Below are 26,282 nucleotides of genomic sequence, written 5' to 3'. Positions count from 1 at the left end.
AAAGGCGTGACCGAAGTCACGCCAAATCTGCCCCATTGCGGGAACTTTTGCAAATACTGTTTTATGGGAACTCTGCTACGGGGAACGCCCTGTTGTACATATCGCTGTTATCTGTGGCTTTAATCGCAAGTTTTACAAGCAGAGCAATTCTCAACGACCTGTTTGCGATATGCAATTCACGGTTGTTGCCAACGAATCAAATCGTGAATTACGCTGGCAGGGTGCGTCCTATTCAGGGACGCACCCTGTTTTTGTTTTGTATTTAATCTTCTAATCCATGGTTCAGACTGTATTCGCTCAAACACCCTCTAGAATGGTATGCCGGAAGCAGATGCCTCAAAGCTGCCGACATCTCCGATTTTTCAAAAAGACTTGACATTCCCGGGTAGTTCTATATAATTATCAATGTTAATTACCTTCGATAATCGTTTGGAGAGGAATTTCATTATGACCATCGAACTGATCAAGCAGCTGCTGGATGCCTGCTATCTGGCAAAGCGGGCACGGGAGATGCTGCCTGCCCTGCCGGAGGGTGTGACATCCTCCTATATCCAGTGTCTGGATGTTATTCAGAAATTGCAGACCCGTGGCATCTGGCCGAAGATCTCTGATCTCAGCGATACACTGAACCTGCCCCGCCCCGGTGTGACCCGTACCGTAAAAGAGATGGAGCACAAAGGGTATCTGAGAAAACAGGTATCCGCTGAAGATGGCCGCGTGACCTATCTGTTTCTCACCGAGAGCGGGCAAGCGCTTTCCCAGAAGTACAATACGGACTACTTCTCGCAACTGCTCCCGTATCTGGACAGCATTTCCGAGGAGGATGCAGCGTGCACCATCCAAACGCTGGAAAAATTCTATGCTATTATGCGCGAAAGGAAAGATTCTCTTGAAAAACGATAAGACCGATTTTACCCAAGGCCGCATTTTGCCAAAGCTCGCTTTTTTCATGCTGCCCATTCTGGGTGCGCTGGTGCTGCAGGCCGCTTACGGCGCAGTAGACCTTCTGGTAGTGGGGCGCTTTGGCTCCACTTCAGGCTTGTCTGCGGTTTCTACTGGTAGCCAGGTACTCAATCTCGTCACCTTTGTTGTCACCCAGCTTGCCATGGGCGTCACAGTGCTCATTGCCCGCTATCTGGGCGAAAAACGACCGCAGTACATCGGGCAAGTCATTGGCGGGGCAGCTATTGTGTTCACCCTTCTGGCAGCTGCACTGTTCGTGGTGCTGGTGTTTTTTGCACGGTTTATTGCCAGTCTGATGCAGGCTCCTGCCGAAGCCCTAGACCTGACCGCCAGCTATGTGCGCATTTGCGGCAGCGGCATCTTCTTTATTGTAGCCTATAATATGCTCTCGGCTCTTTTCCGCGGTCTGGGCGACAGCCGCTCTCCGCTGATCTTTGTGCTGGTGGCGTGCATTGTGAATATTATTGGCGATCTGGTGCTGGTGGCTGGTTTTCATCTGGATGCTGCCGGTGCCGCCATTGCTACGGTAGCAGCACAGGCTGTCAGCGTAATCTGTGCAATCGCAATGCTGCTGAAGAAGGAGCTGCCCTTCAAAATCCATCGCTCTGATTTCAAGCTGAACCCCCAGTGCAAAAAATTTCTGGGCATCGGTCTGCCGCTGGCTTTGCAGGAGTTTTTGACCCAGCTTTCCTTTCTGGCGCTCTGCGCCTTCGTCAACCGGTTGGGGCTGGAGGCATCTTCCGGCTACGGTGTGGCGTGCAAGATCGTTAATTTTGCCATGCTGATCCCCAGTTCTCTGATGCAGTCCATGGCGTCCTTTGTGTCGCAGAACGTGGGTGCCGGCAACAAAAAACGCGCCGAGCAGTCCATGTTCACCGGCATTGGCATCGGTCTGGTGTTCGGCTGCGTCGTATTTGCATTGGTGTGGTGCAAGGGTGACGTTCTCTCCAGCCTTTTTACGGCAGATGCCTCTGTCATTGCCAACGGCTACGCCTACCTCAAGGGCTTTGCGCCCGAGACCATCGCCACCGCCATCCTGTTCAGCATGGTGGGTTACTTCAACGGTAACGACAAAACGCTCTGGGTCATGGTACAGGGGCTGGTGCAGACTTTGCTGGTGCGCCTTCCCATGGCATATATTATGAGCATCCAGCCTAATGCCAGCCTGACTATGATCGGTCTGTCCGCACCCACCTCCACCGTAGTGGGCATTCTGCTCAATATAGGCTTTTTCCTCTGGCTTAAACGATACGAAAATCAAACGTCTGCATAAGTTTTGAAGGCTGGAGGCCTGCCGATGGTTGTTACCACCTATAAACATGATACGGTCGTGCTTGAAATTTCAAATTCAATCATGAGTCGATAATAACAAACAAGCCCACAGGATAGACCGCATAAAAATACGGCAGACCTGTGGGCTTGTTCCTTATATCGAGTTAATCTCTAAACGATCAATCCTCTAATCCATGGCTTTCAGCTACATTCCTCAAATATTTCTCCGGGTCTCCGTTCAGAATCAAATCGGCATAGCCAAGCGGGTCATTGTAGATAAGATAATCCAGTTCTGACCTCTGCGCCATGGTCACATCCAACGCATCCTCGACCCCGGTACAGTCAATGGAGATCATTCTCCCATCCCGGAGCAGTAGTTCCACGCAGCCGGTATCCATGTTGAACTTGCAGGCTCTTTCATCGTACTTCATGTTTGTGTCCTTTCTGCCTTACGGCACCTTTACAGTTGTGACCTTTGTGACACGGTCTTTTTTCTGATAAGGTTTCGGACACACAGCCGTCAGGGAAGAGCCATTGTTCTCTTTTCCGAAGAATACAAAAAATCCGAACCCTTCTCCTATCGAGAAAAGGTTCGGATTTTCATTGTTTGGTGCGAGTAGTGATACAGAACTTTTCAAAAACCATCGTAGTACAATTTGTTTTTGAGGTCATCGGATAGCAACTTGCTTGTATCGCACCCCGATGGGCAGCTGTATTGAAAAAACAGTTGCCTTTTATATACCACACAACCTAAAAATTATCAAGTACGCGCAGCGTTCACTTCTCCCATCACCGGGAGCAAATGAACGCTGCTTTTTTTGTTTACAACGAAAGGAGGCATCCGTGAAATGGCAGTTTTTCGTGTAGAAAAGAACAGCGGCTACACGGTCATGTCAAACCACCACCTGCGGAACCGGGCCTTGTCCCTGAAAGCCAAGGGCTTACTCTCCCAAATGCTCTCCCTGCCGGAAGATTGGGACTACACCCTGCAAGGACTGGCCCGTATCAACCGGGAAAGCATTGACGCGATACGGCAGGCCATCCGGGAACTGGAACAGGCAGGCTACATCCAGCGTTCCAGAGAACGGGACGAGAAAGGGCGGCTGCGCGGTGCAGACTATGTGATCTTCGAGCTGCCGCAGCCCGTTCCTGCATCGGTTTCACCTACATTGGAAAATCCAACGTTGGAGAATCCCACGCAGGAAAACCCTATGTTGGAAAATCCAATGCAATTAAATAAAGATAAACTAATTACAGAAAAACAAAAGAAAGAGGGATTAAATACCGATTCCATTCCTATCCATTCCCCAAACCCCTTGCCTTTGGACGAGGACGAGGCAGCGGCACCGCCGCCGGAACGGACCGGAAGCCGAAAGGAAGCGGCCTATCAAATCTACCGGGACCTGATTTTGGAGAACATCGAGTATGACACCCTCATCCAGAATCCCCGGATAGACCGGGAACAGCTGGACGAGATCGTGGACATCCTGCTGGAAACGGTCTGCACTTCCCGCAAGTCCATCCGGGTGGCCGGGGACGATTACCCAGCAGAGCTGGTCAAGGCCAAGTTCCTGAAACTGGACAGCCATCACATCGAGTTCGTCATGGACTGCCTGCGGGACAACACCACCAAAGTCCGTAACATCAAGCAATACCTGCGGGCCATGCTGTTCAACGCCCCCAGCACCATCAACAGCTACTATGCGTCCCTTGTGGCGCACGATATGGCGCAGCCTGATTGGGGCCGCCCGCCCAACACCTGACCGAAAGGAGCGCCCACCCATGAGAACCCTTTACCTGCGGCGGCTGGTGGTTCCACCCTAGCTGCCGCTTTTCCGACTACCTGCCAAGGAGGAATGCTGAATGCAGGAAGAAGTCACCCAGAAAACCATTGCCCTGTCCATGAAAACAGGCAAGCTCACCGCCCAAGCGTTGCAAGCTGCCCTGAAAAAATATTTGCAGCACCGGGCCAAGGGGCCAAAGCTGCATCACGGCAAGCAAAGCCTGAAACAGCTGAAAGCCCACGGCGCGGCTCTGACCAACATTGAAGTCACGGAGGCGAACGTCGGGGCGTTCAAGCCCTGCGCCAAGAAGTACGGCGTGGACTTCGCCTTACGCAAGGATAAAACCACCCAGCCGCCCCATTACATCGTGATCTTCAAGGCCAAGGATGCGGACAATTTGGAACAGGCGTTCCGGGAGTTCACGACCAAAACGCTCACCAAGGAGCAGCGGCCCTCTATCCGCAAGGTGCTGGCAGCAGCCAAGCAGAAAGCCGCCCAGCAGCCGAAACGTGCGAAGGAAAAAATCAAGCAAAGGGGGCTGGAACGATGAAGCCTGAACTGAAAAAGCTGCTGGTGCTGAATCTGCCGTATCTGCTGTTCGTGTACCTGTTCGCCAAATGCGGGCAGGCGTACCGTCTTGCGGCGGGCGCGGATGCTTCGGCAAAGTTGCTCCACCTGACGAACGGCATCTCTGCTGCCTTTGCAAACCCGCTGCTCAGCCTGCATCCGTTTGATTTGTGCGTGGGCGTTGTTGGAGCGGTGGCTGTCCGGCTCATCGTGTACAGCAAGGGCAAGAACGCCAAGAAGTACCGCAAGGGTGAGGAATACGGTTCTGCCCGGTGGGGCACCGCCAAAGACATCGCCCCGTACATCGACCCCAAGTTTGAAAACAACATCCTGCTGACCCAGACCGAACGCCTGACCATGACCGGGCGGCCCAAAGACCCCAAGACGGCCCGGAACAAAAATGTGCTTGTGATCGGCGGCTCCGGCAGCGGCAAGACACGCTTCTATGTGAAGCCCAACCTCATGCAATGTTTCCCCACTTCCGACTATCCCACCTCATTCGTGGTCACAGACCCAAAAGGCACACTGGTTCTGGAAACGGGCCAAATGTTCCAGCGGGCAGGCTACCGGGTGAAAATCCTGAACACGATAAACTTTTCCAAGTCCATGAAGTACAACCCGTTTGTTTACATCCACTCGGAAAAGGATGTGCTGAAGCTGGTGAATACCCTTATCGCCAACACAAAGGGCGAGGGTGAGAAATCAGCAGAAGATTTTTGGGTGAAGTCGGAACGGCTGTTCTACACCGCGCTTATCGGCTACATCTGGTACGAGGCCCCGGCAGAAGAAATGAACTTCACCACCCTGCTGGAAATGATAAATGCCAGTGAAGCCCGCGAGGACGACCCGGAGTTTCAAAGCCCGGTAGACCTCATGTTTGAGCGGCTGGAACAGAAAGACCCGGACCACTTCGCCGTCCGGCAGTACAAAAAGTTTTTGCTGTCGGCCGGCAAGACCCGTTCCTCCATCCTGATAAGCTGCGGTGCCCGTTTAGCCCCATTTGACATCCGGGAGGTGCGGGAACTGATGGAGGACGATGAAATGGAGCTGGATACCATCGGGGATGAAAAGACGATTCTGTTTTTGATTATGAGCGACACGGATACCACCTTCAACTTCATTCTGGCCATGCTCCAAAGCCAGCTTATCAACCTGCTGTGTGACAGAGCGGATGATAAATACGGCGGTCGGCTGCCTGTCCATGTGCGGCTGATTCTGGACGAGTTCGCCAACATCGGGCAAATTCCCAACTTCGACAAGCTGATCGCCACCATCCGCAGCCGGGAAATCTCGGCATCCATCATTTTGCAGAGCCAGTCGCAGCTGAAAGCCATCTACAAAGATGCGGCCGAAATCATTTCGGACAACTGCGATTCTGTTCTCTTTTTGAGTGGGCGGGGCAAAAATGCCAAAGAGATCTCCGATGCGCTGGGGAAAGAGACTATCGACAGTTTCAACACCAGCGAGAACCGGGGTTCTCAAACCTCCCACGGACTGAACTATCAAAAATTAGGAAAGGCGTTGATGTCAGAGGACGAAATCGCAATCATGGACGGCGGCAAATGTATTTTGCAGCTGCGGGGAGTGAGGCCGTTCTTCTCGGAGAAGTTCGACATTACCAAACACCCGCACTACAAGTACCTTGCAGACGCGGACAAGAAAAACACCTTTGATGTGGACAGGTTTTTATCTACCCTGCGCCGGAAGCGGCAGCAGGTGGTCGCACAGGACGAAAGTTTTGACCTGTACGAAATCGACCTGTCGGATGAAGATGCAGCCACCGAATGAGGCGGCATTTTTTGAAAAAATAATTTTGAGTGCCGCAGAACAAGCGGCAGAAAGTGAGGACCTTATGGAATTTTTCAACAGCGCAGTCGATACTTTGCAGACCATCGTGGTCGGTCTGGGCGGTGCCCTGTGTGTCTGGGGCGGCATCAACCTGTTGGAGGGTTATGGACAGGATAACCCCGGTAGCAAGAGCCAGGGCGTCAAGCAGCTGGTCGCGGGCGGCGGCGTTGCCCTGATCGGCGTGACCCTTGTCCCGCTGCTGTCCGGGCTGCTGGGCTAAGTCCTGCATCGCTGCCCACAATTTTCCGAACAACTAACACTTAAAATCCTACTCCGCGCTCTCCCTCTCACATGGGAGGGCGCGGGAAAGGAGGTATCTTTGCTTGATTAGTGAGATCATCGAGAAATGGATAAAAGGCATTTTGATCGATGGCATCACGGGCAACCTCTCCGGCCTGTTCGATAACGTGAACGCCAAGGTGGGCGAAATCGCTTCCGACGTTGGCTCCACTCCGCAGGCATGGAACAGCGGCATTTTCAATATGCTGCGCAGTCTTTCCGAAACGGTAGTGCTGCCCATTGCAGCGGCCATCCTTGCCCTTGTGATGTGCCATGAGCTTATCCAGATGATTACCGAAAAGAACAATATGCACGACTTCGATACTTCCATGTTCTTCCGCTGGATTTTCAAGTCTGCCTTTGCCATCCTCATAGTCAGCAACACATGGAATATCGTTATGGGTGTGTTCGATGCCACCCAGAGCGTTGTCAACCAAAGTTCCGGCGTTATCATTGGCGAAACATCCATCCACTTTGACCGCCTGATACCCGGACTGGAATTTCAGCTAGAAAGCATGACCATCGGCAGTCTGCTCAGCCTGTGGTTCCAGACCCTTGTGGTGGGCCTGACCATGAACATCCTGTCCATCTGCATCTTCCTTGTGACCTATGGACGCATGATCGAGATTTATGTTGTGACCGCACTGGGGCCTATCCCGCTGGCGACCATGGGCAGCAGCGAGTGGCGCAGCACCGGGCAGAACTACTTGAAGTCTTTGCTGGCACTGGGTTTCCAAGCGTTCCTGATTATGATTGTCGTGGGCATTTACGCGGTGCTGATACGCAACATTTCAGGCGCGGCGGACATTGCCGGGGCCATCTGGGGCTGCATGGGCTACACCGTGCTACTCTGTTTCTGTCTGTTCAAGACCGGCAGCATCAGCAAGTCGGTGTTTGGTGCCCACTAAGGCCGAGAAAGGAAAAACGTATGGCGTATGTGACCGTTCCCAAAGATTTGACCCATGTAAAATCCAAAGTCTTATTCGGGCTGACCAAGCGGCAGCTGGTCTGCTTCGGCGGCGCGCTCCTCACGGGCGGGCCGCTTTATTTTTTGGCCCGGAACTATCTTTCCAACAGCGCGGCGGCCCTGCTGATGATTTTTGCCATGCTGCCGGGGCTGCTGTTCGCTCTGTTCGAGCGGCACGCCCAGCCCCTTGAAGTGGTGATTCAGCAAATGATTCAGTGCTGCTTTATTCGTCCCAAGGAAAGGCCCTATCAGACCAACAATGCTTACGCCGCCCTTGTGCGGCAATACCAAATGGAACAGGAGGTAAAGGCCATTGTCCAGAAAAACGATACCCCGCAAAACCGAAAAGCCCAAAAAGCTCACCCGCGCCCAGAAAAAAGAAATTGATGCCGTTCTCCGCAAGTACAAGGGTGACGGCAAGCCCCGCACGGCACAGGCCACCATCCCGTATGAGGCCATCTACACAGATGGCGTGTGCCGCATTGACCGACGCACGTTCTCCAAGTGCATTGCCTTTGAGGACATCAGCTATCAGCTGGCCCAGCCGGAGACCCGGACCGCCATCTTTGAACACCTGTGCGACCTGTACAACTATGTGGATGCCTCCATCCATGTGCAGCTTTCGTTTTTGAATCGCAAGGTTGACCCGGTGCAGTACGCAAAAAGTTTTGAGATCGCACCGCAGGGGGATGATTTTGACGACATCCGCGCCGAGTACACCGCCATCCTGCAAAAGCAGCTTGCCAGCGGCAACAACGGCATTGTGAAAACCAAGTACCTGACGTTCACCATCGAGGCCGACAGCCTGAAAACAGCACGGCCACGGCTGACGCGCATTGGCCTTGACCTGCTGGGCTATTTCAAGACCATGGGCTGCGTGGCGCACGTCATGGACGGGCAGGAGCGTTTGGAAGTGCTGCACGGCATCTTCCACCCGGACGGCGAACCGTTCCGTTTTGACTGGAACTGGCTGGCTCCCTCCGGCCTCTCCACCAAGGATTTTGTCGCCCCGTCCTCCCTCTGCTTCGGCACGGCCAAGACTTTTGGACTGGGCGGCAAATATGGAGCTGTGAGCTTTTTACAAATCCTTGCGCCGGAACTTTCGGATGAAATGCTGGCCGATTTTCTCAAAACGGAAAGCGGCATTCTCGTCAATCTCCATGTGCAGGCCATCGACCAGACCGAGGCCATCAAAACCATCAAGCGGAAGATCACAGACCTTGACGCCATGAAGATTCAGGAGCAGAAAAAGGCTGTCCGTTCCGGGTACGACATGGACATCCTGCCCAGCGACCTTGCCACCTACGGCGAGGACGCCAAAAAGCTGCTGAACAAATTGCAGACCCGGAACGAACGGCTTTTCATGCTGACTTTTTTAGTGCTGAACGTGGCCGACACCAAGCAAAAGCTGGGCAACGATGTGTTCCAAGCGGCGGGTGTGGCGCAGAAGTACAACTGCTCCCTTGTCCGGCTGGACTACCAGCAGGAACAGGGCCTTGTGTCCAGCCTGCCGCTGGGCATCAACCAGATAAAGATTCAGCGCAGCCTTACCACCTCCAACGTGGCGGTGTTTGTGCCCTTTGTGACGCAGGAACTTTTCCAGAGCGGGGCAGCCATGTACTACGGCATCAACGCAAAATCCCACAACATGATCATGCTGGACCGCAAGCAGGCCCGGTGTCCCAACGGCCTAAAGCTGGGTACGCCCGGCAGCGGCAAATCCATGAGCTGCAAGTCTGAAATCGTCAGTGTGTTTTTAACGACTGCTGACGATATTTTTATTTCAGACCCAGAGGCCGAGTATTATCCGCTGGTCAAGCGGCTGCATGGGCAGGTCATCAAACTTTCGCCCACCAGCAAGGACTATGTGAATCCTCTGGACATCAACCTCAACTACTCCGAAGATGACAGCCCGCTGGCCCTGAAATCGGATTTTGTGCTGTCGTTCTGTGAACTGGTCATGGGCGGCAAAACAGGTCTGGAAGCGATTGAACGCACCGTGATAGACCGTGCCGTGAAAGCCATCTACCGCCCCTATCTGGCGAATCCCAGCCCGGAGAATATGCCGATTTTGTCTGACCTCCACCAAGCCCTGCTCGACCAGCACTTGCCGGAAGCGGACCGGGTAGCACAGGCATTGGACTTGTATGTGTCCGGCTCGCTGAATGTGTTTAATCACAAAACGAATGTGGACATCCACAACCGGCTTGTGGCCTTTGACATCAAAGAGTTAGGCAAGCAGTTAAAAAAGCTGGGGATGCTCATTATCCAAGACCAGATATGGGGCCGCGTCACCCAGAACCGCAGCCAAGGCCGGGCCACATGGTATTTTGCAGACGAGTTCCACTTGCTCTTGAAAGAGGAACAGACCGCCGCGTATAGTGCCGAGATTTGGAAACGCTTCCGCAAATGGGGCGGCGTGCCCACAGGCGCCACCCAGAATGTGAAGGACCTTCTTTCTTCCCCGGAGATTGAAAACATTCTGGAAAACAGCGACTTCATCACGCTGCTGAATCAGGCATCCGGCGACCGCAAAATCCTTTCGGAACGGCTGAACCTTTCCGCAGACCAGCAGAAGTACATCGACAATTCCGAACCGGGCGAAGGACTGCTGATTTTTGAAAATGTGGTGCTACCGTTTTCCAATCCCATCCCGAAAAATACCCAGCTCTATAAAATTATGACCACCCGGCTCAGCGAGGTGGTGGAACTATGAGCCTAACACATTTCAGCTTGTTTTCCGGCATCGGCGGCATTGACCTTGCCGCAGAAGCAGCGGGTTTTACTTCGGTCTGTCAATGCGAGTGGGCAGCCTTCCCCGCCGCTGTGCTGGCAAGCCACTGGCCGGAGGTGCCCCGATTTCAGGACATCACCACCGTAACAAAGGAGGCTTTCTTTGAGAAAACAGGACTTCGCACCGTCACCCTCATTTCAGGTGGCTTCCCGTGCCAGCCGTTCTCCACCGCAGGGCGGCAGCGCGGCTTCCACGATGAACGCTACCTGTGGCCCGAAATGCTGCGGGTCATCCGGGAATTGCAGCCCCGTTGGGTGCTTGGAGAAAATGTTGCTGGCTTCCTCCGTATGGGGCTCGACAAAACGCTCATTGACTTGGAGCAGGCAGGTTACGATGTTCGGGTTTTCGTATTACCTGCTGCTGCCGTTGGCGCGTGGCACGAACGGAAACGGGTATTCATCATCGGCTCCGCTGCTTCCCACACCCCTTGCCAGCGACACCGGGGATGTGGGCAAGGGGTTGGACATCCAAATCTCTGCGAATGGCAGCTACCGCAAGATGAACAAGGACGGCAAGGCGTGGACGGCGCGGTTATCCCATGTGGTCTACCGCATGACCCCCACCACACTGGAAAAGCCCTACCTCAACCCGGACTGGGTGGAGTGGCTGATGGGTTTCCCGCGCAAATGGACGGACATTCCCTTTGGGCCAAAGAGCCTGCCGACATCCCGCGCCTGACCGAAGATGTACCAAACCGCAGCAAACGGATGAAAACACTAGGCAACGCGGTTTCACCGCCGCAGGTGTTCCCGATTCTCAAATACATTGCGGACATTGAAACAGGCCGCTGTCCGATGGGAGGTGAAGAACTTTGAAAGAATTGCAGGCAAAAGCCAAAGTCACCCAGACCATGACCCGTGACGGTCTGGTAGTAGAAAATCAGGCTGACGGAACCGTGGAGAATGTTTCCAGCCGGGAGGCAGAACAGGACTACTCCACGGATGCCGAGGGCAAGGCCGAAAAAATTCTGGAACGGGCCGAGGACATCAAGGACGAGCATAAAAATAAAAAGAAAGCGAAAAAGGCAGCAGAAACCGCAACCACCGCCGAAAGCGAAGATGGCCTGCACCGTTCCGCTGCCCGTTTGGAATTGACCGAGGAAGAACGGGCAGACCCGGCGTTGCAGCCGTATATCCAAAAGGCGGGAGCGAAAGCCGACAAACTGGATGCGGCCCGCGCTGCTCTGCCCAAAAAGCGTGTTCCGGTCAAGGGAAAAGTCTACGATGCTGTCAGCGGCAAGGCAAAATCCACCCTGCGCTTTGAGCAGCAGGACAAAGGCCCGCCCAGCCTGAAACCAAACCCGGCCAGCCGCCCGCTGTCGGAAGCATTGCTGTTCGCTCACGGAAAAATCCACGAGGTCGAACACGAAAATGTGGGCGTGGAGGGCGGCCACAAGGGTGAAGAACTGGTGGAGCGTCAGACCGCCAAAGCCATCCGCAGCGGCATCCGGCACCACAAGATGAAGCCCTACAAGGCCGTGGAAAAGGCAGAGCGTCAGCTCATGTCTGCCAATGCAGAATACTTTTACCAGAAATCTTTGCGGGACAATCCGCAGATCGCGCAGTCCGCCAGCAACCCCATTTCCCGGATGTGGCAGAAACGGCGTATCAAACAGCAGTATGCCAAAGCTGCACGGCAGGCCGGACAAGCCGCCGCGCAGGGTGCAGCCGCCACCGCAGAGAACGGTTTCCGGGTAACGAAGCTGGCGGCCGAGGGCGGCGAACGGGTAGCCGAATTTGCGGCCCGGAACTGGAAAACCATTCTGATCGTGGCGGTGTTCGGTCTGCTGGCTCTGCTCTTGATAACGGGTTTGCAGTCCTGCACCGTGATGGCGGGCACCGCTGGAACCGGCGTGACGGCATCTTCTTATTTTTCCAAGGACAAGGATATGCTGGGTGCAGAGAAGGCTTATGCCAAGCTGGAACAAAAGCTGCAACGGTATCTCGACACCTACGAGGCCACCCACAACTATGACGAGTATCATTTTTATCTGGATGAAATCGAGCATGACCCCTATGTGCTGATCTCGATTTTGTCCGCGCTGCATGACGGCGTGTTCACACTGGCCGAGGTGCAGGGCGAACTTGAAATGCTCTTTGAAAAGCAATACATCCTGACCGAGACCGTGACCATGCAGATACGCTACCGTACAAAAATGATGGTCATTATTGGCCCGTATGGTGTGCCGCAAGTTATCACCTACCAAGAACCGTATGAATACTACATCTGCACGGTCAAGCTGAAAAACAAGGATTTGTCCCATTTGCCCGTGGAAGTGCTGACCGAAGAACAACTCAGTGCTTATTCGCTCTATATGCGCACGCTGGGCAACCGGCCGGATTTGTTCAGGCAGGCACAGTACCCCAATGCGTCCACCATCAAGCAGCCCACCTATTACGACATTCCACCGGAAGCCCTCAAAGATGATAAGTTTGCCGCCATGATGGAGGAAGCCACCAAGTACATCGGCTACCCGTATGTGTGGGGCGGCAGTTCGCCCAGCACCAGCTTTGATTGCAGCGGCTACATTTCGTGGGTGCTGAATCACTCCGGCTGGAACGTGGGCCGCCAGACCGCACAGGGCCTTTACAACCTCTGTGCTCCTGTTTCGACGGCGCAGGTCAAACCGGGCGACCTTGTGTTTTTCAAGGGAACCTACGATACCCCCGGCGTGAGCCATTGCGGTATCTATGTGGGCAATTCCATCATGCTGCACTGCGGCGACCCGATCTCTTACACAAACCTCAACTCGAAATATTGGCAAGAACATTTTTACAGCTATGGGCGTTTACCGTGACGCCAGAAAGGATTTTGTATGGCAAAAAGACTTTCCCGCATTGAGCGCGACATTGAACGGCTCAAAGAAAAAATCAGCGAATACCAGCAGCAGTTGAAAGAACTGGAAGCTGAAAAGACCGAACAGGAAAATTTGCAGATCATTCAGTTGGTGCGTAGCATGAATATGAAGCCGGACGAGTTTGCGGCCTTCCTGCGCAGCGGTGCGCTGAACGCCGCTCCTACCGTCACCCCGTACCACAAACAGGAGGATGCCGCCGATGAAACCTGACAACTGGAACCGTTTCGCTGCCGGACTGCTGGCTATCCTGCTCTGCCTCTGCTCCTTTTCCATGCCCGCTTTCGCAAGCGGTACTGACCCTGCCCCGGAACCTCTGCCGGAGATTATCGAAGAAGAACCCACTACGGGCGGCATGGAGCCGGAGGGTGTGCCCATCACGCCCAAAGGCAACGCAACACTGGTGGATGATTTTTACGGGGACAAACAGCTTATCACCGTGACCACCAAAGCCGGGAATTATTTTTACATTCTCATTGACCGTGCCAACGAGGACAAGAAAACTTCTGTTCACTTTCTGAACCAAGTGGACGATGCCGACTTGCTGGCCCTGCTGGATGAAGAACCGCAGGATATCGAAGTCTGCACCTGCACGGTGAAATGTGAGGCAGGGAACGTCAACGAAAACTGCCCCTTGTGTGAAAAGAGCCTGCGGAACTGCACGGCCCCGGAAGCGGTGAAAACCGACACCGAAACGCCGCAGGAAAAGCCGAAGTCCAACATGGGCAGTCTGATGATCCTGCTGGTGCTGGCTTTGGCGGGCGGCGGCGCGGCCCTCTATTATTTCAAGTTCCGCAAACCCAAGGCCGACACCACCGGGCACGATGATCTGGACGAGTACGATTTTGGCGAGGACGAGGATGCAGACGAGGAACCGGCTGAAATCGAGATTCATTCGGAGGACGGACAGGAGGATGAAACATGAGTTTTCAGCTGGTGATTGCCGAAAAGCCCAGTGTTGCCCGCAGCATTGCCACCGTGATCGGAGCCACTGAAAAGCAAAACGGCTATTGGCAGGGCAGCGGGTATCTGGTCAGCTGGTGCATCGGGCACCTTGTGTCCTTTGCCGAGGCGGGCCAGTACGATGAAAAATACTGTAAGTGGCGGTATGAGGATTTGCCCATCCTGCCCCAGCCGTGGCAGTTCATCGTGCCGGACGAGAAGAAACAGCAGTTTGAAATCGTCCGCGCCCTGCTCAACCGCCCGGATGTGGACAGTGTGACCGCCGCGACCGATGCAGGCCGGGAGGGAGAACTGATTTTCCGTTTCGTCTACCAAATGGCCGGTTGCACAAAACCTGTAAAGCGGCTCTGGATTTCCAGCATGGAGGATGCCGCCATCCGGGAGGGCTTTGCAAACCTGCGCCCGGATTCGGATTATGATGCTCTGTACCAATCGGCCCTCTGCCGTGCAAAGGCGGATTGGCTAGTGGGTATCAATGCAACACGGCTGTTTTCGGTGCTGTACCATAAGACCCTAACCGTGGGCCGGGTGCAGACCCCGACACTGAAAATGCTGGTGGACCGGGATGCAAAAATTCTGCGCTTCCAGAAAGAAAAGTATTATACGGTCGGCATCCATTCCGGCAGCCTGAAAGCAGACAGTGGGCGCATTGCCAGCATGGACGAGGCCAACACTTTGAAATCTACTTGTGCCGGAACATCTGCCATCTGTACTTCTATCAAGCGTGAGAGAAAGGCAGAACAGCCGCCCAAGCTCTATGACCTGACCACCTTGCAGCGGGAAGCAAACCGCCTGTTCGGATTTACGGCAAAGCAGACCCTTGATTATGCCCAGCAGCTTTACGAAAAGAAACTGCTGACCTATCCCCGCACCGACAGCCAATATCTGACCGAGGATATGGGCCAGACAGCACAACATCTTGTGTCTGACCTGCTGGGGCTGCTGCCCTTTACCCAAGGGCTTGACTTGACCCCGGAAGTGGGCCGGATTCTGAACAGCAAAAAGGTATCGGACCACCACGCCATCATCCCCACGTCCGAATTTGTAAAGCAGGGTTTCACTGGTCTTGCCGAGAGTGAATGCAAGCTGATGAACCTTGTCTGCTCCAAACTGCTCTGCGCGATAGCCGCGCCCCATGAGTACAAAACTGTGACTGCTGTGTTCTCCTGCGCCGGGAACGAGTTCACCGCCAAGGGAAAGTCCGTGCTTGTCCCCGGCTGGAAAGAGATCGACCAACGGTTCCGCTCCACCCTGAAAGCAGACACCGAGGAAGAAGTGCTGAACACCCTGCCGAAACCGGCCGAGGGGCAGAGTTTTTTCGTGACAGCGGACGTTTCGGAACATTTCACGTCCCCACCGAAAGCCTACACCGAAGATACGCTCCTGTCAGCAATGGAGCGGGCCGGGGCCGAGGATATGCCGGAGGACAAGGTGAATTGCTCCGCAGGAGCAAGAGAGTGTGGCCTGGGCCACGCAGAACGCAAAGGACTGGGCACTCCGGCCACCCGTGCCGCGATTCTGGAAAAGCTGGTGCAAATGGGCTTTGTGCAGCGCAAGGGCAAACAGCTTGTTCCCACCAAGGATGGCATCAATTTGGCGGTGGTTCTGCCGGAAAGCCTGACCTCTCCCGCCCTGACCGCTGAATGGGAAAATCGCCTGACCGAGATTGCCAAGGGCAATGCAGACCCGGACGATTTCATGGCCGAAATCGAGGCACAGGTGCGCCAGCTGGTCAAGACCTATTCCTGTATCAGTGCAGACAAGCAAAACCTGTTCCAGTCGGAACGGGTTATCATCGGCAAGTGTCCCCGGTGCGGAGAAAACGTCTATGAGGGCAAAAAGAATTTTTATTGCGGGAACCGTGGCTGTCAGTTCGTGATGTGGAAGAATGACCGCTTCTTTGAGCAGCGCAAAAAGGCGTTCACACCGAAGATCGCCGCTGCTCTGCTCAAAAACGGCAAGGCAAAGGTCAAGGGCCTCTATTCCGAAAAGACAGGCAAAACCTATGATGCAACGGTGCTTCTGGCAGATACGGGAGGCAAGTACGTCAATTACCGGGTAGAGCGCAAAGAGTAAGGCAAAAATACGAGGGCCGGTTATGGTAAGGTGAAGCATTCATTTTGCCATAACCGGCTCTCTCTATCCGTAGGATAGCAAAAAAGGAGTGTGACCAAATGAGCGAATTATTTTCCATCCAGCTGCAAAATCGGCAGCAGCAAGGCAGGGATAGCGTCTGGCTGGACCTGCCCACTACAACCGAACAGGTACAAGCGGCCCTGCGGCAAATCGGCATTTCGTCCGATAATCCGCAGGGCCTTTTCATTTCTGGCTACTTTGCCGAGGAAGAAAAGCGTTTTGCGATTCCCTACAACATGGTACTGGCATCCAATGTGGACGAACTGAACTTTCTGGCATCACGACTGGAAACGCTTTCTGCCGGGGAACGCACAGAGCTGAACGCCGCCCTGCAAGCCCCGCAGAGTGAGCTTTTCAGCATCGGGAGAATCACCGACTTTCCTGAAAACGTGGACTACTATGTGCATCTGCCGGATGTGCACGGGCCTGCCCAGCTAGGAGATTACTACCTGAATCGCTCCGGCATGGTGGATATGCCGGAAGAATGGAAAGGCGGCATCGACACGGCGCAGTTCGGCCGATATGTGGCCCAGCAGGAGCAGGGCGTGTTTACCGAGTATGGCTACCTTGTCAAAAGCGGGGACGCGTGGCACAAAGTCCACGAGGGCCAGCCTGTGCCGGAGGAATACCGGGTACTGTCCTTTCCTGCGCCGGAAGTTTTGCGAGATTCGGCCAACATCCCGCCACCTGTTCAGCCTGAAACGGAACCGCAGAAAGTTATTCCCATTATCCTAAACGGCAAGGACAGCGCGGAACGCATGAAAGAAATCACGGACCGGCTGGAAACAGGCATTCAAGAATTATTCCACAGTGACCGCTACAAGGCCTACCTCACCACGATGGCGAAATTCCACAATTACAGCTTCAACAACACCTTGCTGATCGCCATGCAGGGCGGGCAGCTGGTGGCGGGCTTCAACAAGTGGAAAGACACGTTCCACCGCACCGTAAAGAAAGGCGAAAAGGGCATCAAGATTCTGGCTCCTGCGCCGTACAAGGTCAAGCAGAAGATGGAAAAGCTGGACGAACAGGGCAAGCCGATTCTGGACAAGGACGGCAAGCCGCTGACCGAAGAAAAAACGGTACAGATTCCGGCCTTTAAGGTGGTTTCCGTGTTCGATGTCAGCCAGACTGAGGGTGAACCACTGCCGTCCATTGCTGTGGATGAACTGTCCGGCAGCGTGCAGGACTACCAAGATTTTTTCAAGGCATTGGAGCAGACATCCCCGGTGCCCATCGGGTTTGAGGACATCGAGGGCGGGGCGCACGGCTACTTTCATCTGCTCGACAACCGCATTGCCATCCAAGAGGGCATGAGCCAGTTACAGACCATCAAGACGGCTATCCACGAAATTGCTCATGCCAAGCTGCACGCCATCGACCCCAACGACCCGGAACAGGCCAACCGCCCAGACAGCCGCACCCGCGAGGTACAGGCCGAAAGTGTGGCCTATGCTGTTTGCCAGTACTACGGGCTGGACACATCCGAGTATTCCTTTGGCTATGTGGCCGGGTGGAGTTCTGGCCGGGAACTGGCCGAACTGAAAGCCTCTCTGGAAATTATCCGCAGCGCGGCCCATGAGCTGATCTCCGCGCTGGACGAACATCTGGCAGAACTTCGCCAGCAGCGGGAAGCAGACCTTTCCGCTGCACAGGAGGCCGCATTTGCACTGGATAATGGCAATACGCTGTTCATCCAGACCTGCGATTCCGGCTATGACTACACCCTGTACGGACCGGACAATAAAGCTCTGGACGGCGGGCAGTTGGACGCGCCCGGTCTGACCCTGCCGGATGCCGGGCAGGAAGCGCTTAATCTGTTGGGGCAGACAGCCGCGGTGTCGGAAGTCCTGTTGGGCGATAAGCTGGCGGCATTCCAAGAGGCCGCAGAAAAGGCCAACGAAATTCCCGCACCCGTTAAAATTCCAGACCCCGCCGCAGAGCCTACGGTCACAATTCTGTGGAGCGAAAGCGACAAGCTGCAGGACGGCGAAATCATGCCGCTGTCCGTGGCAAACCGCGTCTTTGAAGAACTGGACACCACCCAGCACACGGAACGGGAAAAGGACGGCTACACAGGTGGCTGGTACGACAAGACCGCATTCCGCATTGATTTTACCCTGAACGGCCAGCCAGACAACTACGAGGGGCGGCAGGATTTTGGTGACGGAGAGGGTTCTTTGGTTCAACACATCCAGAACTACCACGAATACTACGCCAAAGATGAAAACTGGAAGAATTTTGTTCTGCATAACAAAGGCCCGAAAGCATGGGAGCAGGACAAGGCAGAGCGGGAAATGGTGCTGACCGAGTTTATCCCGTACCTCAAACAGCATTGCAATCTTTCCGCTATGGAGCAGACGGCTACCGCCGCTTTGCGAGAGGGACAGAACATTTCGCCGGAACAGGCGGCCTATTACAACGCTGTTGTGGCCTATGTGCAGGACTGCCGCCCGCTGCTCAACCAAGGCCAGTATAACTTGCCGGAACCGCCCAAGCTGGCCGACTTCGACCAGAGCTTGCAGGATTACAAGGCACAGGTGCAGGCCGAGATCGCGCAGGAAGCGGCGGCCGCCGGAATGACCGTAGAGGAATACGCAGCGGCAGGCTTTGAAGCACCGCAGCAGGGCAGCTTTTCCATCTACCAGCTGCGCAATGAAGATTCCACCCGCGATTACCGTTTTGAGCCCTACGACCGCCTGCAGGCCGCTGGCCGGACCGTGGACAAGGCCAACTATACGGAAGTATACGCCGCGCCGCTGGCTGCGGGTACCACATTGGAGGACATCTACCGTACATTCAATGTGGACCATCCGGCAGATTTCAAGGGACACTCGCTGTCCGTTTCGGATGTGGTAGTGCTGCACCAGAACGGACAAAATACCGCTCACTACTGCGATAGTGTGGGCTTCCAGCAGGTGCCAGAGCTCTTGCGGGAAAACCCGCTGCGCACCGCAGAACTTTCCACCGAACAAAACGAAAACATGATTGACGGTGTGCTGAACAATGCGCCCTCTTTAGGTGAGTTGGAAGCCAAAGCAAAGGCCGGAGAACAAATTTCTCTGACGGACCTTGCCGCCGCAGTCAAGGCCGAGGAAAAGGCACCAAAAGCCAAGAAGTCACGCACAGCCAAGCCGAAAAAGCCGTCCATCCGGGTACAGCTGGATGCCGCAAAAAAGGAGCAGAGCAAGCAATCGCAGCCACGGGAAAAGACAAAGGAATTGGAGGTATAAGCCGTGCAAAAATTTGAAAATATGGATGTGATCGCTGCGCTGGAAGCCATTATGCACCAGAACACCGCATACTATCAGAGCGATTTTGCCTATGACATCAAGATGCTGCGGGAGGCCACCCGCAGCGACCAGCCGGAAGATAAGCTGCTGTTGTGGCTGTCCCGGCCTTCTGGAACATTCTGCTTCCGGGAACGGGACGTGCTGCTCGAAGACACGCAAGCCTACAACACATGGAAATTCTGCGGCGAACAGACCCATGACAGGATTCTTGCCTATGCGGTGGAGCCGACCGGCGCGGCCAACGGAACCGTGCAAGGCAATCTGTATGAACTGGACTATCAGCAGCACTTCCAGCATATCCGGGATGCCGCCCTGCCTGTGGGTGCCAATCGCCTGATCTACGAAAGCGGGATGCGGGAGATTGGCCCGAAAGAGCATTTCGACAGTCGCCCGGACAAATATTTCGGGGAATTCGTGCGGTATGAAATGCAGCCCCTTGACCCGGAACTTCTGCAAGCGACCATCCGACAGGAGCAGCGCAGTCGAGAACCGGCACGGCTCGGTGACTTCAAAGAACATCTTGCGGCACTGCACACCGGGCTGATCGAGGCCGAGGCACAGCGCATTGTGGCCGGTATGAAGCGGCTGGCTGCTCCCAACAGCCCGGACAAGAATCATTTTATGGTGGAGGTATCACCCTATTTCACCAAGCTGGCATCCAGCCGGGACACGGACCAGCTGCTTGCCATGTTGCCGTACAAGTCCCTGCACCTGTCCAGCGTGAAAGACCGTTTTGGCATCTACGCGCTGATTGACAAAAACGAGAATCGGGACAAGGGCATTTGCAAGCCCCGCGCTTCTGTCCGCAAGCAGCTTTCCGAAACAAAGCAGGCCGCCAGCCCGAAAAGGGCAGCAGCCCGCAGTAAACAACATGAAATGGAGGTCTGACGCATGAATTTCAGCGTAGAAGAAGAAAATTTGATCTGTATGTACCACACTTCTGACCGCTGCCGTACGATGGCGCGGATGCTGGCCGCCCTGCCGGACATGGACACGGAAATGCGGCGGCTGGCAAATGGCACCATTGCAAAATTGGAGCGCATGACCGATGCTGATTTTGATGGACAGAGGTTTGATTTTGCGGGTGAGTGATACTTCCAGCTTGACAATGGCACATTATTTTCAGCAAAAGTAATGTGTCATTGTCAACGCAAAAATAGCCGGACACGGTGGCCTTGCGGCTGCTGTGTCCGGCTATTTTTCTGTCAATCACTTCCTGATAAAGCGAATGATATTTCCTCGTACCGAAATGTATTTTTCCTTTTCCAATGCTTTTATATCGTTGTCAAAACTAGCCGCTACGCCCTGAATTACACCGGGCTGCTCAGGCGGGAGGTATCGTTGCTTTAATTCTTCACAAGAAATTTCTCCTGCCTCTGAAATAAGGGCTAAAAGTCCCAGATTATAGGGTTCGGTCACTTTCATATTAAATCCTCCCAATCTTATTATTTTTCTTTCTTCTCGGTAGATTGCTCCGGCAGTTCGGCGGCATCTTCTACAATGTCAGTCACAAGCTGCTGGAAGTCAAACGCATTCTTTTCCGTGATAACGGGTTTGCCGGTTTCCGCTTCAAGAGCCTGCCGCGCAATGCCGGCCACCTTGCCGCCGCGTTTGGCAACCTGCTTGTTTTCTTCAAAGGTCTGCGGCTTTGCAGTCTTGGAAATATCCGTAGTGGAGGCTTCGGCCAGCATGGTCAGAACAAGCTCTAAATCGGTCATATTGTCACGGAGATTTTCTTTCGTCAGACCTTTCAGCCGCTTATACTGCCCTGTGGTCATACCAGACCATGCACGGGAGATTTCATCGGTCAGAATGGCGTACTCCCTGCCTTTTTGCACTCCGCGCTTCTTCCATTCATCTGTCAGTTCGTTGCGGATGCGGATTGCCAAAAGCCGCTGGTGAATCCATTCTTCGGAGTAGCCTTTCTTCAAATAGGTATCAAGCGCACGGTCAATGGCCTGTTCCGGGTCGATGGTTTCTTCGATGCGTTCCTTGCCTACCATTGCCAGCCATGCCTTGAACGGCTCAGCTTTTGGAGACGGAATAGACTGGATAATGCGTAGGAGCTGTTCAGTGTTAGCAACATCCGTCTTATACCGTTTTCCATCAGAGGATAACATTTTCAGTTGTACGATTTTTTCGTACAACTCATTTGCTCCCTCAGTTTTCAGCTTACGTTTCAGGTCGCTCCAATATCGCCGTGGATTTGCTGTTCCAGTTAAAACAGAAATAACATCAATAATTGAAAAATACCATTCTTCCTTTTCTGCATCCCATGCAGTACGGATTTTCTGATCTTCAAAAAGCTGGATAGAGCTATTGTCTTTCACTTCTGCCATAGAGGGTTCCTCGCTTTCGTTGTCTGGTTCTATTTTACATGATTTCGGGTGGAAACGCCACCCAGTCTAAGCGTTTGTAGTTCAAAAATCCAACCAATATTTTGTGCAAATTTACCGTTCCTGCATCTGCTCCTTTCCCGGTGTTGTCCGCAGGATGCCATCCACATTCTGCTTGATGATACCATACTCCTGCATCTGGCGTTTGGCTTCGCTGTACCGCCGCTGCATCTGGTCTTTCTGCTCGGCCAGTTGCTTATACTCGTTTTTCAGGGCGTAGAGGTCGGGTAGCTTTTGAAAGCCCTGCTCTTTTAGAGCTTTCGCCGCTGCTTCATAGAGAATCAAGGTTCCTTCATGTTTACGTCGGAACTGCTTTTTGTCAGCAGCCCGCTGATACTCCTGCAACAGTGGGCGCAGTTCTTTACAGGTGGTGACATCCTTTATCAGCACGGCCATTTCAGCAAGTCGGCGCTCTGCTGCTTTCAATGCGGCGGCAGCTTCGGTGCTGGCGGCGGTGATCTCGGCCACCCGGCTTTCCAAATCCGGGTAGCTTTCGATTTCATGCTCGGTCAGGAAGTTCAGCGTCCGGGCCGCCTGTTTCAGATTGTGGAGTTTTGCCCACTTCTCATACCCTGCGGACTGCTGGGCCTTGATGCTGTTCTCCAAATCAATCCGCAGCGAAATTTTGCGGTTTTCTTTGGGCTTCCGCTCCACGAACCGCCCTTTGATGCGTTCGATGATGGCTTCCTCGGTGTAGGCTTCGCCCAGCGTTTTGCAGCGGGTGAACCGTTCCTGTCCGGGCGCGCGGAACGAAACATACTTGCCACGCTTGACCTCGTAGCCCTGCTCCTGCAGGAGCCGCAGAAAATCGTCAAAATCCTTGGCCTGCGGGATGGCTGCATCTATGGCAGCTTTCAGCTTTGCCTTCCAGCTTGTGCCCTTGCGGTGTGCGTCCCACTCGGCATAGCTCTTGCCCCGGTCTTGACCGGGCATCACCACGGACAGGCCGTGTTCTTTGCACAGACGGTCACTGGTGCGCCGGATGTAGGCATAACTCTGTCGGTTGGAAACATACTTGCGCTGGTTCACCATGTCCACTGCACAAAAGATAATGTGGTTGTGGACGTGCCCTTTGTCAATGTGGGTGGTCAGCACATACGGGTATTTGCCTTGCAGGACTTCATCTGCAAGCTGCCGGCCGATCTCGTGGGCCTGCTCCGGCGTGGTTTCGCCCGGCGCAAAAGACTGTATCAAGTGGTGGGCCAGATTGTTGCCTTTCTGCATGGCCTGTGACAGCAGCAGTTCAAATTCGATGTCGGCGGTTTCGTAGGAGCAGGCAAAGGAGGATACCAGCATTTTTTCATCCGTCTTTGCCGGATTCTCGATGTAGTCCAGTGCCTTTTTCAGCGTTGACTTGATAGGATGTATCTTTGTAACTGCCATATCTGCGCCAATGCTCCCTTGATGTCCGCAACATCTTGTGTGTACAGCGGCCCCATGCTGTTCAGCCGCCGCGCAATCTGATTGATGTTGACACCAATCTTCTGCAGTTCGGCGGTTTGCGCCCGGATGTCGGTGGTGTCGATGTGGACAACATATCCGTCTATCAGCATCTTCCGGGCGTAGGCAGAAAAATTCCGTGTGTGCAACAGAGCCATCTTCTGCCGGATAAGTTCCTGTTCCTCCGGCATCACGGGAACACGCAGAACAATTTTTCGGGTTCGGTTCGCCATAGTTTCACCTCGTTTCTTGGGGGTCTGGGGTACTCCCCAGCAAGCATTTCTGCCGGGAGTGGCTACACTCCCTATGCTTGCTACGTTACCTTTCCCCACTACTATGACACCACAACGCCCCCGTTTTGCCCGCAAAATGCAAAAAAAAAAATAAGAGGACGCTTTTGCATCCTCTCAATGACCGTGCATGACAATCAGACACACACGGGCTCTTTTTCCTGTTCATGGATTCGTAAGGCACCGTCAATGGCACCTTCTACGATAGGTAAGTATTCTTCCGGGCAAAGCTGCAGCTTGTGGCTGACCCGCTGACGTTCCGCACTTTCTTCCCGCATGAGTTCCGGGTTGAAGTACCGCTCCACGGGCAGACCACATATTTTTATCAGCTGAATCACCACCGGCAGGCTGGGCAGCGTGCCTTCATTCTCGATATTGGCAAGATACCGGCTGTCACAATGTATTATGTCAGCCAGCGCACTGCGGGAAAGTTGTTTTGCCTTTCGAGCTGCCTTGACATCCGCTCCGAACGTTTCAAAGCCGGGACAGTCCTCAATTTTCGCCATTCTGCATCACCCATATACATTTTATAGTTCATGAGCGATTGGCGAAATGTTGCAAAGTGCATTGCTGCTAAACTTTATTGTTCATGGCTTGAGCATTGTATTCTCTGGAAAATCGAAATATAATAGAATATGGAGGTGTGAGCATGAAAATCTTCATTATAGAAGATGAACCGGCAATCCGCGAGGAACTTGTTCAGCTTCTTCAAAAGTACGGCTACCAATGCGACAGCAGCGATGATTTTCACCACATTGTGCAAGCTGCTCTTTCATCAGGGGCTAACTTGATTCTCTTAGACATCAATCTGCCCTATCAGGATGGTTTCCGAGTATGCAGAGAAATCCGACAGAAATCCAATCTTCCTATCATTGTACTTACCAGCAGAAACAGCGATTTTGACGAGTTGATGAGCTTGAACATCGGCGCAGATGATTATATTGCAAAGCCGTACAATGCACAGATTCTTTTGGCGCGAATCCAAAAACTTCTGGCTCGGACCTATGAAGTACAGGACAACATCGTTCTCACGCACAAAGGCTTGACCTTAAATTTGCTCAAGGCGGAAATCAGCTATCAAGGAAACAAAAAATCACTTACCAAAAATGAACTTGGGATTTTGCGCCTGCTTATGGTGAATAAGGGCAACATTATTCCCCGTGACGCTATTATTGATGAACTCTGGCAGAGTGAACAATTTATAGACGAAAACACATTGAATGTCAACATCGTTCGGTTACGGAAAGCACTGACCGAAATCGGTCTGCCGGACTATCTGGAAACGAAACGTGGTTTAGGGTATTGCGTATGAAGTTATCCGAGTATCTGCTTGACCGTATCTTTTCCCTGATTTGTATGCTGGTGGCTGCACTCGTGCTGCTTGCGCTCCTCTGGCTGATTGAAACACCTGCTGTGTTTATTCTGTTTGCCGAGGTGATTTTACTTGCAGCGTACAGTACAGCGCTGCTGTATGACTTTTTTCGCAAGCAGAGTTTTTATAATCTGCTTCAAAAAATGACAGAGCAGCTGGACATAAAAACACTTTTAGGTGAGTTAATGGTACCGCCTCATTTTTTAGAGGGGCAGATTTTGGTGGACGTTCTGCGGTGCTGCAACAAATATCAGAACGACCAGCTTGCCTGTGCAGAACAGGAGAACCGTGAATATCGGGAATACCTTGATTCATGGGTGCATGAAATCAAAACGCCTATCACCTCTGCCCGACTGATCGTTGAAAATGAAAAGAATCCCACCACACTGCGAATTGACGATGAACTGCGGAAAATTGATGCTTATGTGGAGCAGGTGCTATATTACGCCCGCAGTACCGATGTGGAAAAGGACTTTAAGGTGGAGAAAACCACCTTGCAGGCATTGGTGTACGCTGCGCTAAAAACGTACTCAAAGCCGTTGATTCAGGTCGGTGGAAAGCCGGTTCTAAAGGAACTGGATATTCCCGTGGCCGCAGACAGCAAGAGCTGCACCTTTGTGATCGGACAGATTCTTTCCAACGCTATCAAGTATCGGAAAGATAATTTACAAGTTGAATTTTCAGCCAGAGCAGAGAAAAACACGGTATCTCTTTTCATTTCCGATAATGGCATTGGTATTTCTGCTGCTGACTTGCCGCGTGTGTTCGACAAAGGCTTTACCGGTGAAAACGGCCGCCGTTATTCCAAATCAACCGGCATTGGTTTGTACTTGAGCCAAAGGCTATGTCGAAAAATGAATATTTCACTTTCTATTTCCAGCGTTCCGGGACAGGGAACGACTGTGACGATGGTTTTTCCTACGGAAAGCTATTTGCAGGCGGCGGGGCTGTAAAGCCCCGCTTTTTTCAACCTTACATTTTGGTAATACAAATGTAATCTAACTTAATGGCATCGGAAAATTCCTTGTGGTAGAGTAAAAGCACAAAAGCAAGGCGCTTTTGAG

The 26,282-nt window shown here is 53.3% G+C and carries 26 protein-coding genes; 20 read left to right on the top strand and 6 right to left on the bottom strand.

What is annotated here, in order from left to right:
- The 3 genes from C7J97_RS15255 to C7J97_RS11265 form a co-directional block, all read left to right on the top strand.
- Window positions 1-266: hypothetical protein (locus C7J97_RS15255; protein ID WP_207657571.1), on the top strand; the 266-nt coding region annotated here is incomplete at its 5' end.
- Between the two features lie 181 nt (window positions 267-447).
- Window positions 448-903, top strand: coding sequence for a MarR family winged helix-turn-helix transcriptional regulator (locus C7J97_RS11270; protein ID WP_097782787.1), 456 nt, complete (start codon window positions 448-450; stop codon window positions 901-903).
- Complete coding sequence (locus C7J97_RS11265; protein WP_097782786.1) at window positions 890-2,236, top strand: MATE family efflux transporter; 1,347 nt, start codon at window positions 890-892, stop codon at window positions 2,234-2,236. The genes C7J97_RS11270 and C7J97_RS11265 overlap by 14 nt, the downstream gene beginning before the upstream one ends.
- A 178-nt stretch (window positions 2,237-2,414) precedes the next feature.
- Here the strand turns inward: C7J97_RS11265 and C7J97_RS11260 are convergent, their stop codons facing one another.
- The gene (locus tag C7J97_RS11260) at window positions 2,415-2,666 is read right to left on the bottom strand and encodes a DUF6061 family protein (protein WP_097782243.1); all 252 of its coding nucleotides are present in this window, start codon (window positions 2,664-2,666) and stop codon (window positions 2,415-2,417) included.
- A 417-nt stretch (window positions 2,667-3,083) separates the two neighbouring features.
- On the opposite strand from C7J97_RS11260, the gene C7J97_RS11250 reads away from it, so the two are divergent.
- The 15 genes from C7J97_RS11250 to C7J97_RS11180 all read left to right on the top strand — a co-directional run bounded on the left by C7J97_RS11250 (window position 3,084) and on the right by C7J97_RS11180 (window position 20,812).
- Complete coding sequence (locus C7J97_RS11250) at window positions 3,084-3,998, top strand: DUF6017 domain-containing protein (protein WP_113993095.1); 915 nt, start codon at window positions 3,084-3,086, stop codon at window positions 3,996-3,998.
- Window positions 3,999-4,098: 100 nt separating this feature from the next.
- On the top strand, window positions 4,099-4,569 hold the full coding sequence (locus C7J97_RS11245; RefSeq protein ID WP_113993094.1) for a PcfB family protein: 471 nt from the start codon (window positions 4,099-4,101) through the stop codon (window positions 4,567-4,569).
- Window positions 4,566-6,374, top strand: a complete 1,809-nt coding sequence (locus C7J97_RS11240) for a VirD4-like conjugal transfer protein, CD1115 family (protein ID WP_113993093.1) — start codon at window positions 4,566-4,568, stop codon at window positions 6,372-6,374. Before C7J97_RS11245 ends, C7J97_RS11240 begins: the two co-directional genes overlap by 4 nt.
- A gap of 64 nt (window positions 6,375-6,438) precedes the next feature.
- Window positions 6,439-6,654 (top strand): Maff2 family mobile element protein, encoded by a 216-nt coding sequence (locus C7J97_RS11235; protein WP_005922889.1) that lies wholly within the window; start codon window positions 6,439-6,441, stop codon window positions 6,652-6,654.
- Window positions 6,655-6,757: 103 nt separating this feature from the next.
- Window positions 6,758-7,621, top strand: coding sequence for a VirB6/TrbL-like conjugal transfer protein, CD1112 family (locus tag C7J97_RS11230; protein ID WP_005927770.1), 864 nt, complete (start codon window positions 6,758-6,760; stop codon window positions 7,619-7,621).
- Window positions 7,622-7,641: 20 nt separating this feature from the next.
- Window positions 7,642-8,067, top strand: a complete 426-nt coding sequence (locus tag C7J97_RS11225) for a PrgI family protein (protein WP_113993092.1) — start codon at window positions 7,642-7,644, stop codon at window positions 8,065-8,067.
- Window positions 7,994-10,396: a VirB4-like conjugal transfer ATPase, CD1110 family gene (locus tag C7J97_RS11220; RefSeq protein ID WP_113993091.1), complete on the top strand. Its 2,403-nt coding sequence runs from the start codon at window positions 7,994-7,996 to the stop codon at window positions 10,394-10,396. The genes C7J97_RS11225 and C7J97_RS11220 overlap by 74 nt, the downstream gene beginning before the upstream one ends.
- Window positions 10,393-11,289: a DNA cytosine methyltransferase gene (locus C7J97_RS11215; protein WP_113993090.1), complete on the top strand. Its 897-nt coding sequence runs from the start codon at window positions 10,393-10,395 to the stop codon at window positions 11,287-11,289. The genes C7J97_RS11220 and C7J97_RS11215 overlap by 4 nt, the downstream gene beginning before the upstream one ends.
- Window positions 11,286-13,271 carry a C40 family peptidase gene (locus C7J97_RS11210; RefSeq protein ID WP_113993089.1) on the top strand — a complete coding sequence of 662 codons (1,986 nt, stop codon included), beginning with the start codon at window positions 11,286-11,288 and terminating at the stop codon, window positions 13,269-13,271. The genes C7J97_RS11215 and C7J97_RS11210 overlap by 4 nt, the downstream gene beginning before the upstream one ends.
- An 18-nt stretch (window positions 13,272-13,289) precedes the next feature.
- Window positions 13,290-13,541, top strand: a complete 252-nt coding sequence (locus tag C7J97_RS11205; protein WP_097769763.1) for a DUF4315 family protein — start codon at window positions 13,290-13,292, stop codon at window positions 13,539-13,541.
- Window positions 13,531-14,253: a DUF4366 domain-containing protein gene (locus C7J97_RS11200; protein WP_113993088.1), complete on the top strand. Its 723-nt coding sequence runs from the start codon at window positions 13,531-13,533 to the stop codon at window positions 14,251-14,253. Before C7J97_RS11205 ends, C7J97_RS11200 begins: the two co-directional genes overlap by 11 nt.
- On the top strand, window positions 14,250-16,367 hold the full coding sequence (locus tag C7J97_RS11195; RefSeq protein ID WP_113993087.1) for a DNA topoisomerase 3: 2,118 nt from the start codon (window positions 14,250-14,252) through the stop codon (window positions 16,365-16,367). The genes C7J97_RS11200 and C7J97_RS11195 overlap by 4 nt, the downstream gene beginning before the upstream one ends.
- 98 nt (window positions 16,368-16,465) lie before the next feature.
- Complete coding sequence (locus C7J97_RS11190; protein WP_113993086.1) at window positions 16,466-19,660, top strand: YodL domain-containing protein; 3,195 nt, start codon at window positions 16,466-16,468, stop codon at window positions 19,658-19,660.
- A 3-nt stretch (window positions 19,661-19,663) separates the two neighbouring features.
- The gene (locus C7J97_RS11185; RefSeq protein ID WP_455709120.1) at window positions 19,664-20,608 is read left to right on the top strand and encodes a hypothetical protein; all 945 of its coding nucleotides are present in this window, start codon (window positions 19,664-19,666) and stop codon (window positions 20,606-20,608) included.
- 3 nt (window positions 20,609-20,611) lie between these two features.
- Window positions 20,612-20,812 (top strand): transposon-transfer assisting family protein, encoded by a 201-nt coding sequence (locus tag C7J97_RS11180; RefSeq protein WP_113993085.1) that lies wholly within the window; start codon window positions 20,612-20,614, stop codon window positions 20,810-20,812.
- Window positions 20,813-20,929: 117 nt separating this feature from the next.
- Here the strand turns inward: C7J97_RS11180 and C7J97_RS11175 are convergent, their stop codons facing one another.
- The 5 genes from C7J97_RS11175 to C7J97_RS11155 all read right to left on the bottom strand — a co-directional run bounded on the left by C7J97_RS11175 (window position 20,930) and on the right by C7J97_RS11155 (window position 24,352).
- Entirely contained in the window at window positions 20,930-21,145 is a 216-nt protein-coding gene (locus C7J97_RS11175) for a hypothetical protein (protein WP_113993084.1), read from the bottom strand.
- A gap of 20 nt (window positions 21,146-21,165) precedes the next feature.
- Window positions 21,166-22,059, bottom strand: a complete 894-nt coding sequence (locus C7J97_RS11170) for a BRO-N domain-containing protein (RefSeq protein ID WP_113993083.1) — start codon at window positions 22,057-22,059, stop codon at window positions 21,166-21,168.
- A gap of 111 nt (window positions 22,060-22,170) precedes the next feature.
- Window positions 22,171-23,499: a relaxase/mobilization nuclease domain-containing protein gene (locus C7J97_RS11165; protein WP_113993082.1), complete on the bottom strand. Its 1,329-nt coding sequence runs from the start codon at window positions 23,497-23,499 to the stop codon at window positions 22,171-22,173.
- Entirely contained in the window at window positions 23,460-23,789 is a 330-nt protein-coding gene (locus C7J97_RS11160) for a plasmid mobilization protein (RefSeq protein ID WP_113993081.1), read from the bottom strand. Before C7J97_RS11160 ends, C7J97_RS11165 begins: the two co-directional genes overlap by 40 nt.
- A 194-nt stretch (window positions 23,790-23,983) precedes the next feature.
- A complete protein-coding gene (locus C7J97_RS11155; protein ID WP_113993080.1) occupies window positions 23,984-24,352 on the bottom strand; it encodes a helix-turn-helix transcriptional regulator in 369 nt (122 codons plus the stop codon).
- Between the two features lie 143 nt (window positions 24,353-24,495).
- Between C7J97_RS11155 and C7J97_RS11150 the strand changes: the two genes are divergently transcribed.
- Together C7J97_RS11150 and C7J97_RS11145 are read left to right on the top strand one after the other, a co-directional pair.
- Window positions 24,496-25,158, top strand: a complete 663-nt coding sequence (locus C7J97_RS11150; protein WP_097779868.1) for a response regulator transcription factor — start codon at window positions 24,496-24,498, stop codon at window positions 25,156-25,158.
- Window positions 25,155-26,171, top strand: coding sequence for a sensor histidine kinase (locus C7J97_RS11145; RefSeq protein WP_113993079.1), 1,017 nt, complete (start codon window positions 25,155-25,157; stop codon window positions 26,169-26,171). The genes C7J97_RS11150 and C7J97_RS11145 overlap by 4 nt, the downstream gene beginning before the upstream one ends.
- The last annotated feature ends 111 nt before the right edge of the window (window positions 26,172-26,282 follow it).

This window comes from Faecalibacterium prausnitzii (genome assembly GCF_003324185.1).
Classification (GTDB): domain Bacteria; phylum Bacillota; class Clostridia; order Oscillospirales; family Ruminococcaceae; genus Faecalibacterium; species Faecalibacterium prausnitzii.
The sequence above is the reverse complement of the archived record's forward strand: the minus strand, read 5'-3'. Positions and strand labels throughout refer to the sequence as shown.

Bases quoted from the DNA above. Each gene is read 5' to 3' on its own strand.
- C7J97_RS11270 (WP_097782787.1), top strand. From the start codon at position 448: ATGACCATCGAACTGATCAAGCAGCTGCTGGATGCCTGCTATCTGGCA.
- C7J97_RS11260 (WP_097782243.1), bottom strand. From the start codon at position 2,666: ATGAAGTACGATGAAAGAGCCTGCAAGTTCAACATGGATACCGGCTGC.
- C7J97_RS11250 (WP_113993095.1), top strand. From the start codon at position 3,084: ATGGCAGTTTTTCGTGTAGAAAAGAACAGCGGCTACACGGTCATGTCA.
- C7J97_RS11245 (WP_113993094.1), top strand. From the start codon at position 4,099: ATGCAGGAAGAAGTCACCCAGAAAACCATTGCCCTGTCCATGAAAACA.
- C7J97_RS11240 (WP_113993093.1), top strand. From the start codon at position 4,566: ATGAAGCCTGAACTGAAAAAGCTGCTGGTGCTGAATCTGCCGTATCTG.
- C7J97_RS11235 (WP_005922889.1), top strand. From the start codon at position 6,439: ATGGAATTTTTCAACAGCGCAGTCGATACTTTGCAGACCATCGTGGTC.
- C7J97_RS11225 (WP_113993092.1), top strand. From the start codon at position 7,642: ATGGCGTATGTGACCGTTCCCAAAGATTTGACCCATGTAAAATCCAAA.
- C7J97_RS11215 (WP_113993090.1), top strand. From the start codon at position 10,393: ATGAGCCTAACACATTTCAGCTTGTTTTCCGGCATCGGCGGCATTGAC.
- C7J97_RS11205 (WP_097769763.1), top strand. From the start codon at position 13,290: ATGGCAAAAAGACTTTCCCGCATTGAGCGCGACATTGAACGGCTCAAA.
- C7J97_RS11200 (WP_113993088.1), top strand. From the start codon at position 13,531: ATGAAACCTGACAACTGGAACCGTTTCGCTGCCGGACTGCTGGCTATC.
- C7J97_RS11195 (WP_113993087.1), top strand. From the start codon at position 14,250: ATGAGTTTTCAGCTGGTGATTGCCGAAAAGCCCAGTGTTGCCCGCAGC.
- C7J97_RS11190 (WP_113993086.1), top strand. From the start codon at position 16,466: ATGAGCGAATTATTTTCCATCCAGCTGCAAAATCGGCAGCAGCAAGGC.
- C7J97_RS11180 (WP_113993085.1), top strand. From the start codon at position 20,612: ATGAATTTCAGCGTAGAAGAAGAAAATTTGATCTGTATGTACCACACT.
- C7J97_RS11175 (WP_113993084.1), bottom strand. From the start codon at position 21,145: ATGAAAGTGACCGAACCCTATAATCTGGGACTTTTAGCCCTTATTTCA.
- C7J97_RS11170 (WP_113993083.1), bottom strand. From the start codon at position 22,059: ATGGCAGAAGTGAAAGACAATAGCTCTATCCAGCTTTTTGAAGATCAG.
- C7J97_RS11165 (WP_113993082.1), bottom strand. From the start codon at position 23,499: ATGGCAGTTACAAAGATACATCCTATCAAGTCAACGCTGAAAAAGGCA.
- C7J97_RS11160 (WP_113993081.1), bottom strand. From the start codon at position 23,789: ATGGCGAACCGAACCCGAAAAATTGTTCTGCGTGTTCCCGTGATGCCG.
- C7J97_RS11155 (WP_113993080.1), bottom strand. From the start codon at position 24,352: ATGGCGAAAATTGAGGACTGTCCCGGCTTTGAAACGTTCGGAGCGGAT.
- C7J97_RS11150 (WP_097779868.1), top strand. From the start codon at position 24,496: ATGAAAATCTTCATTATAGAAGATGAACCGGCAATCCGCGAGGAACTT.
- C7J97_RS11145 (WP_113993079.1), top strand. From the start codon at position 25,155: ATGAAGTTATCCGAGTATCTGCTTGACCGTATCTTTTCCCTGATTTGT.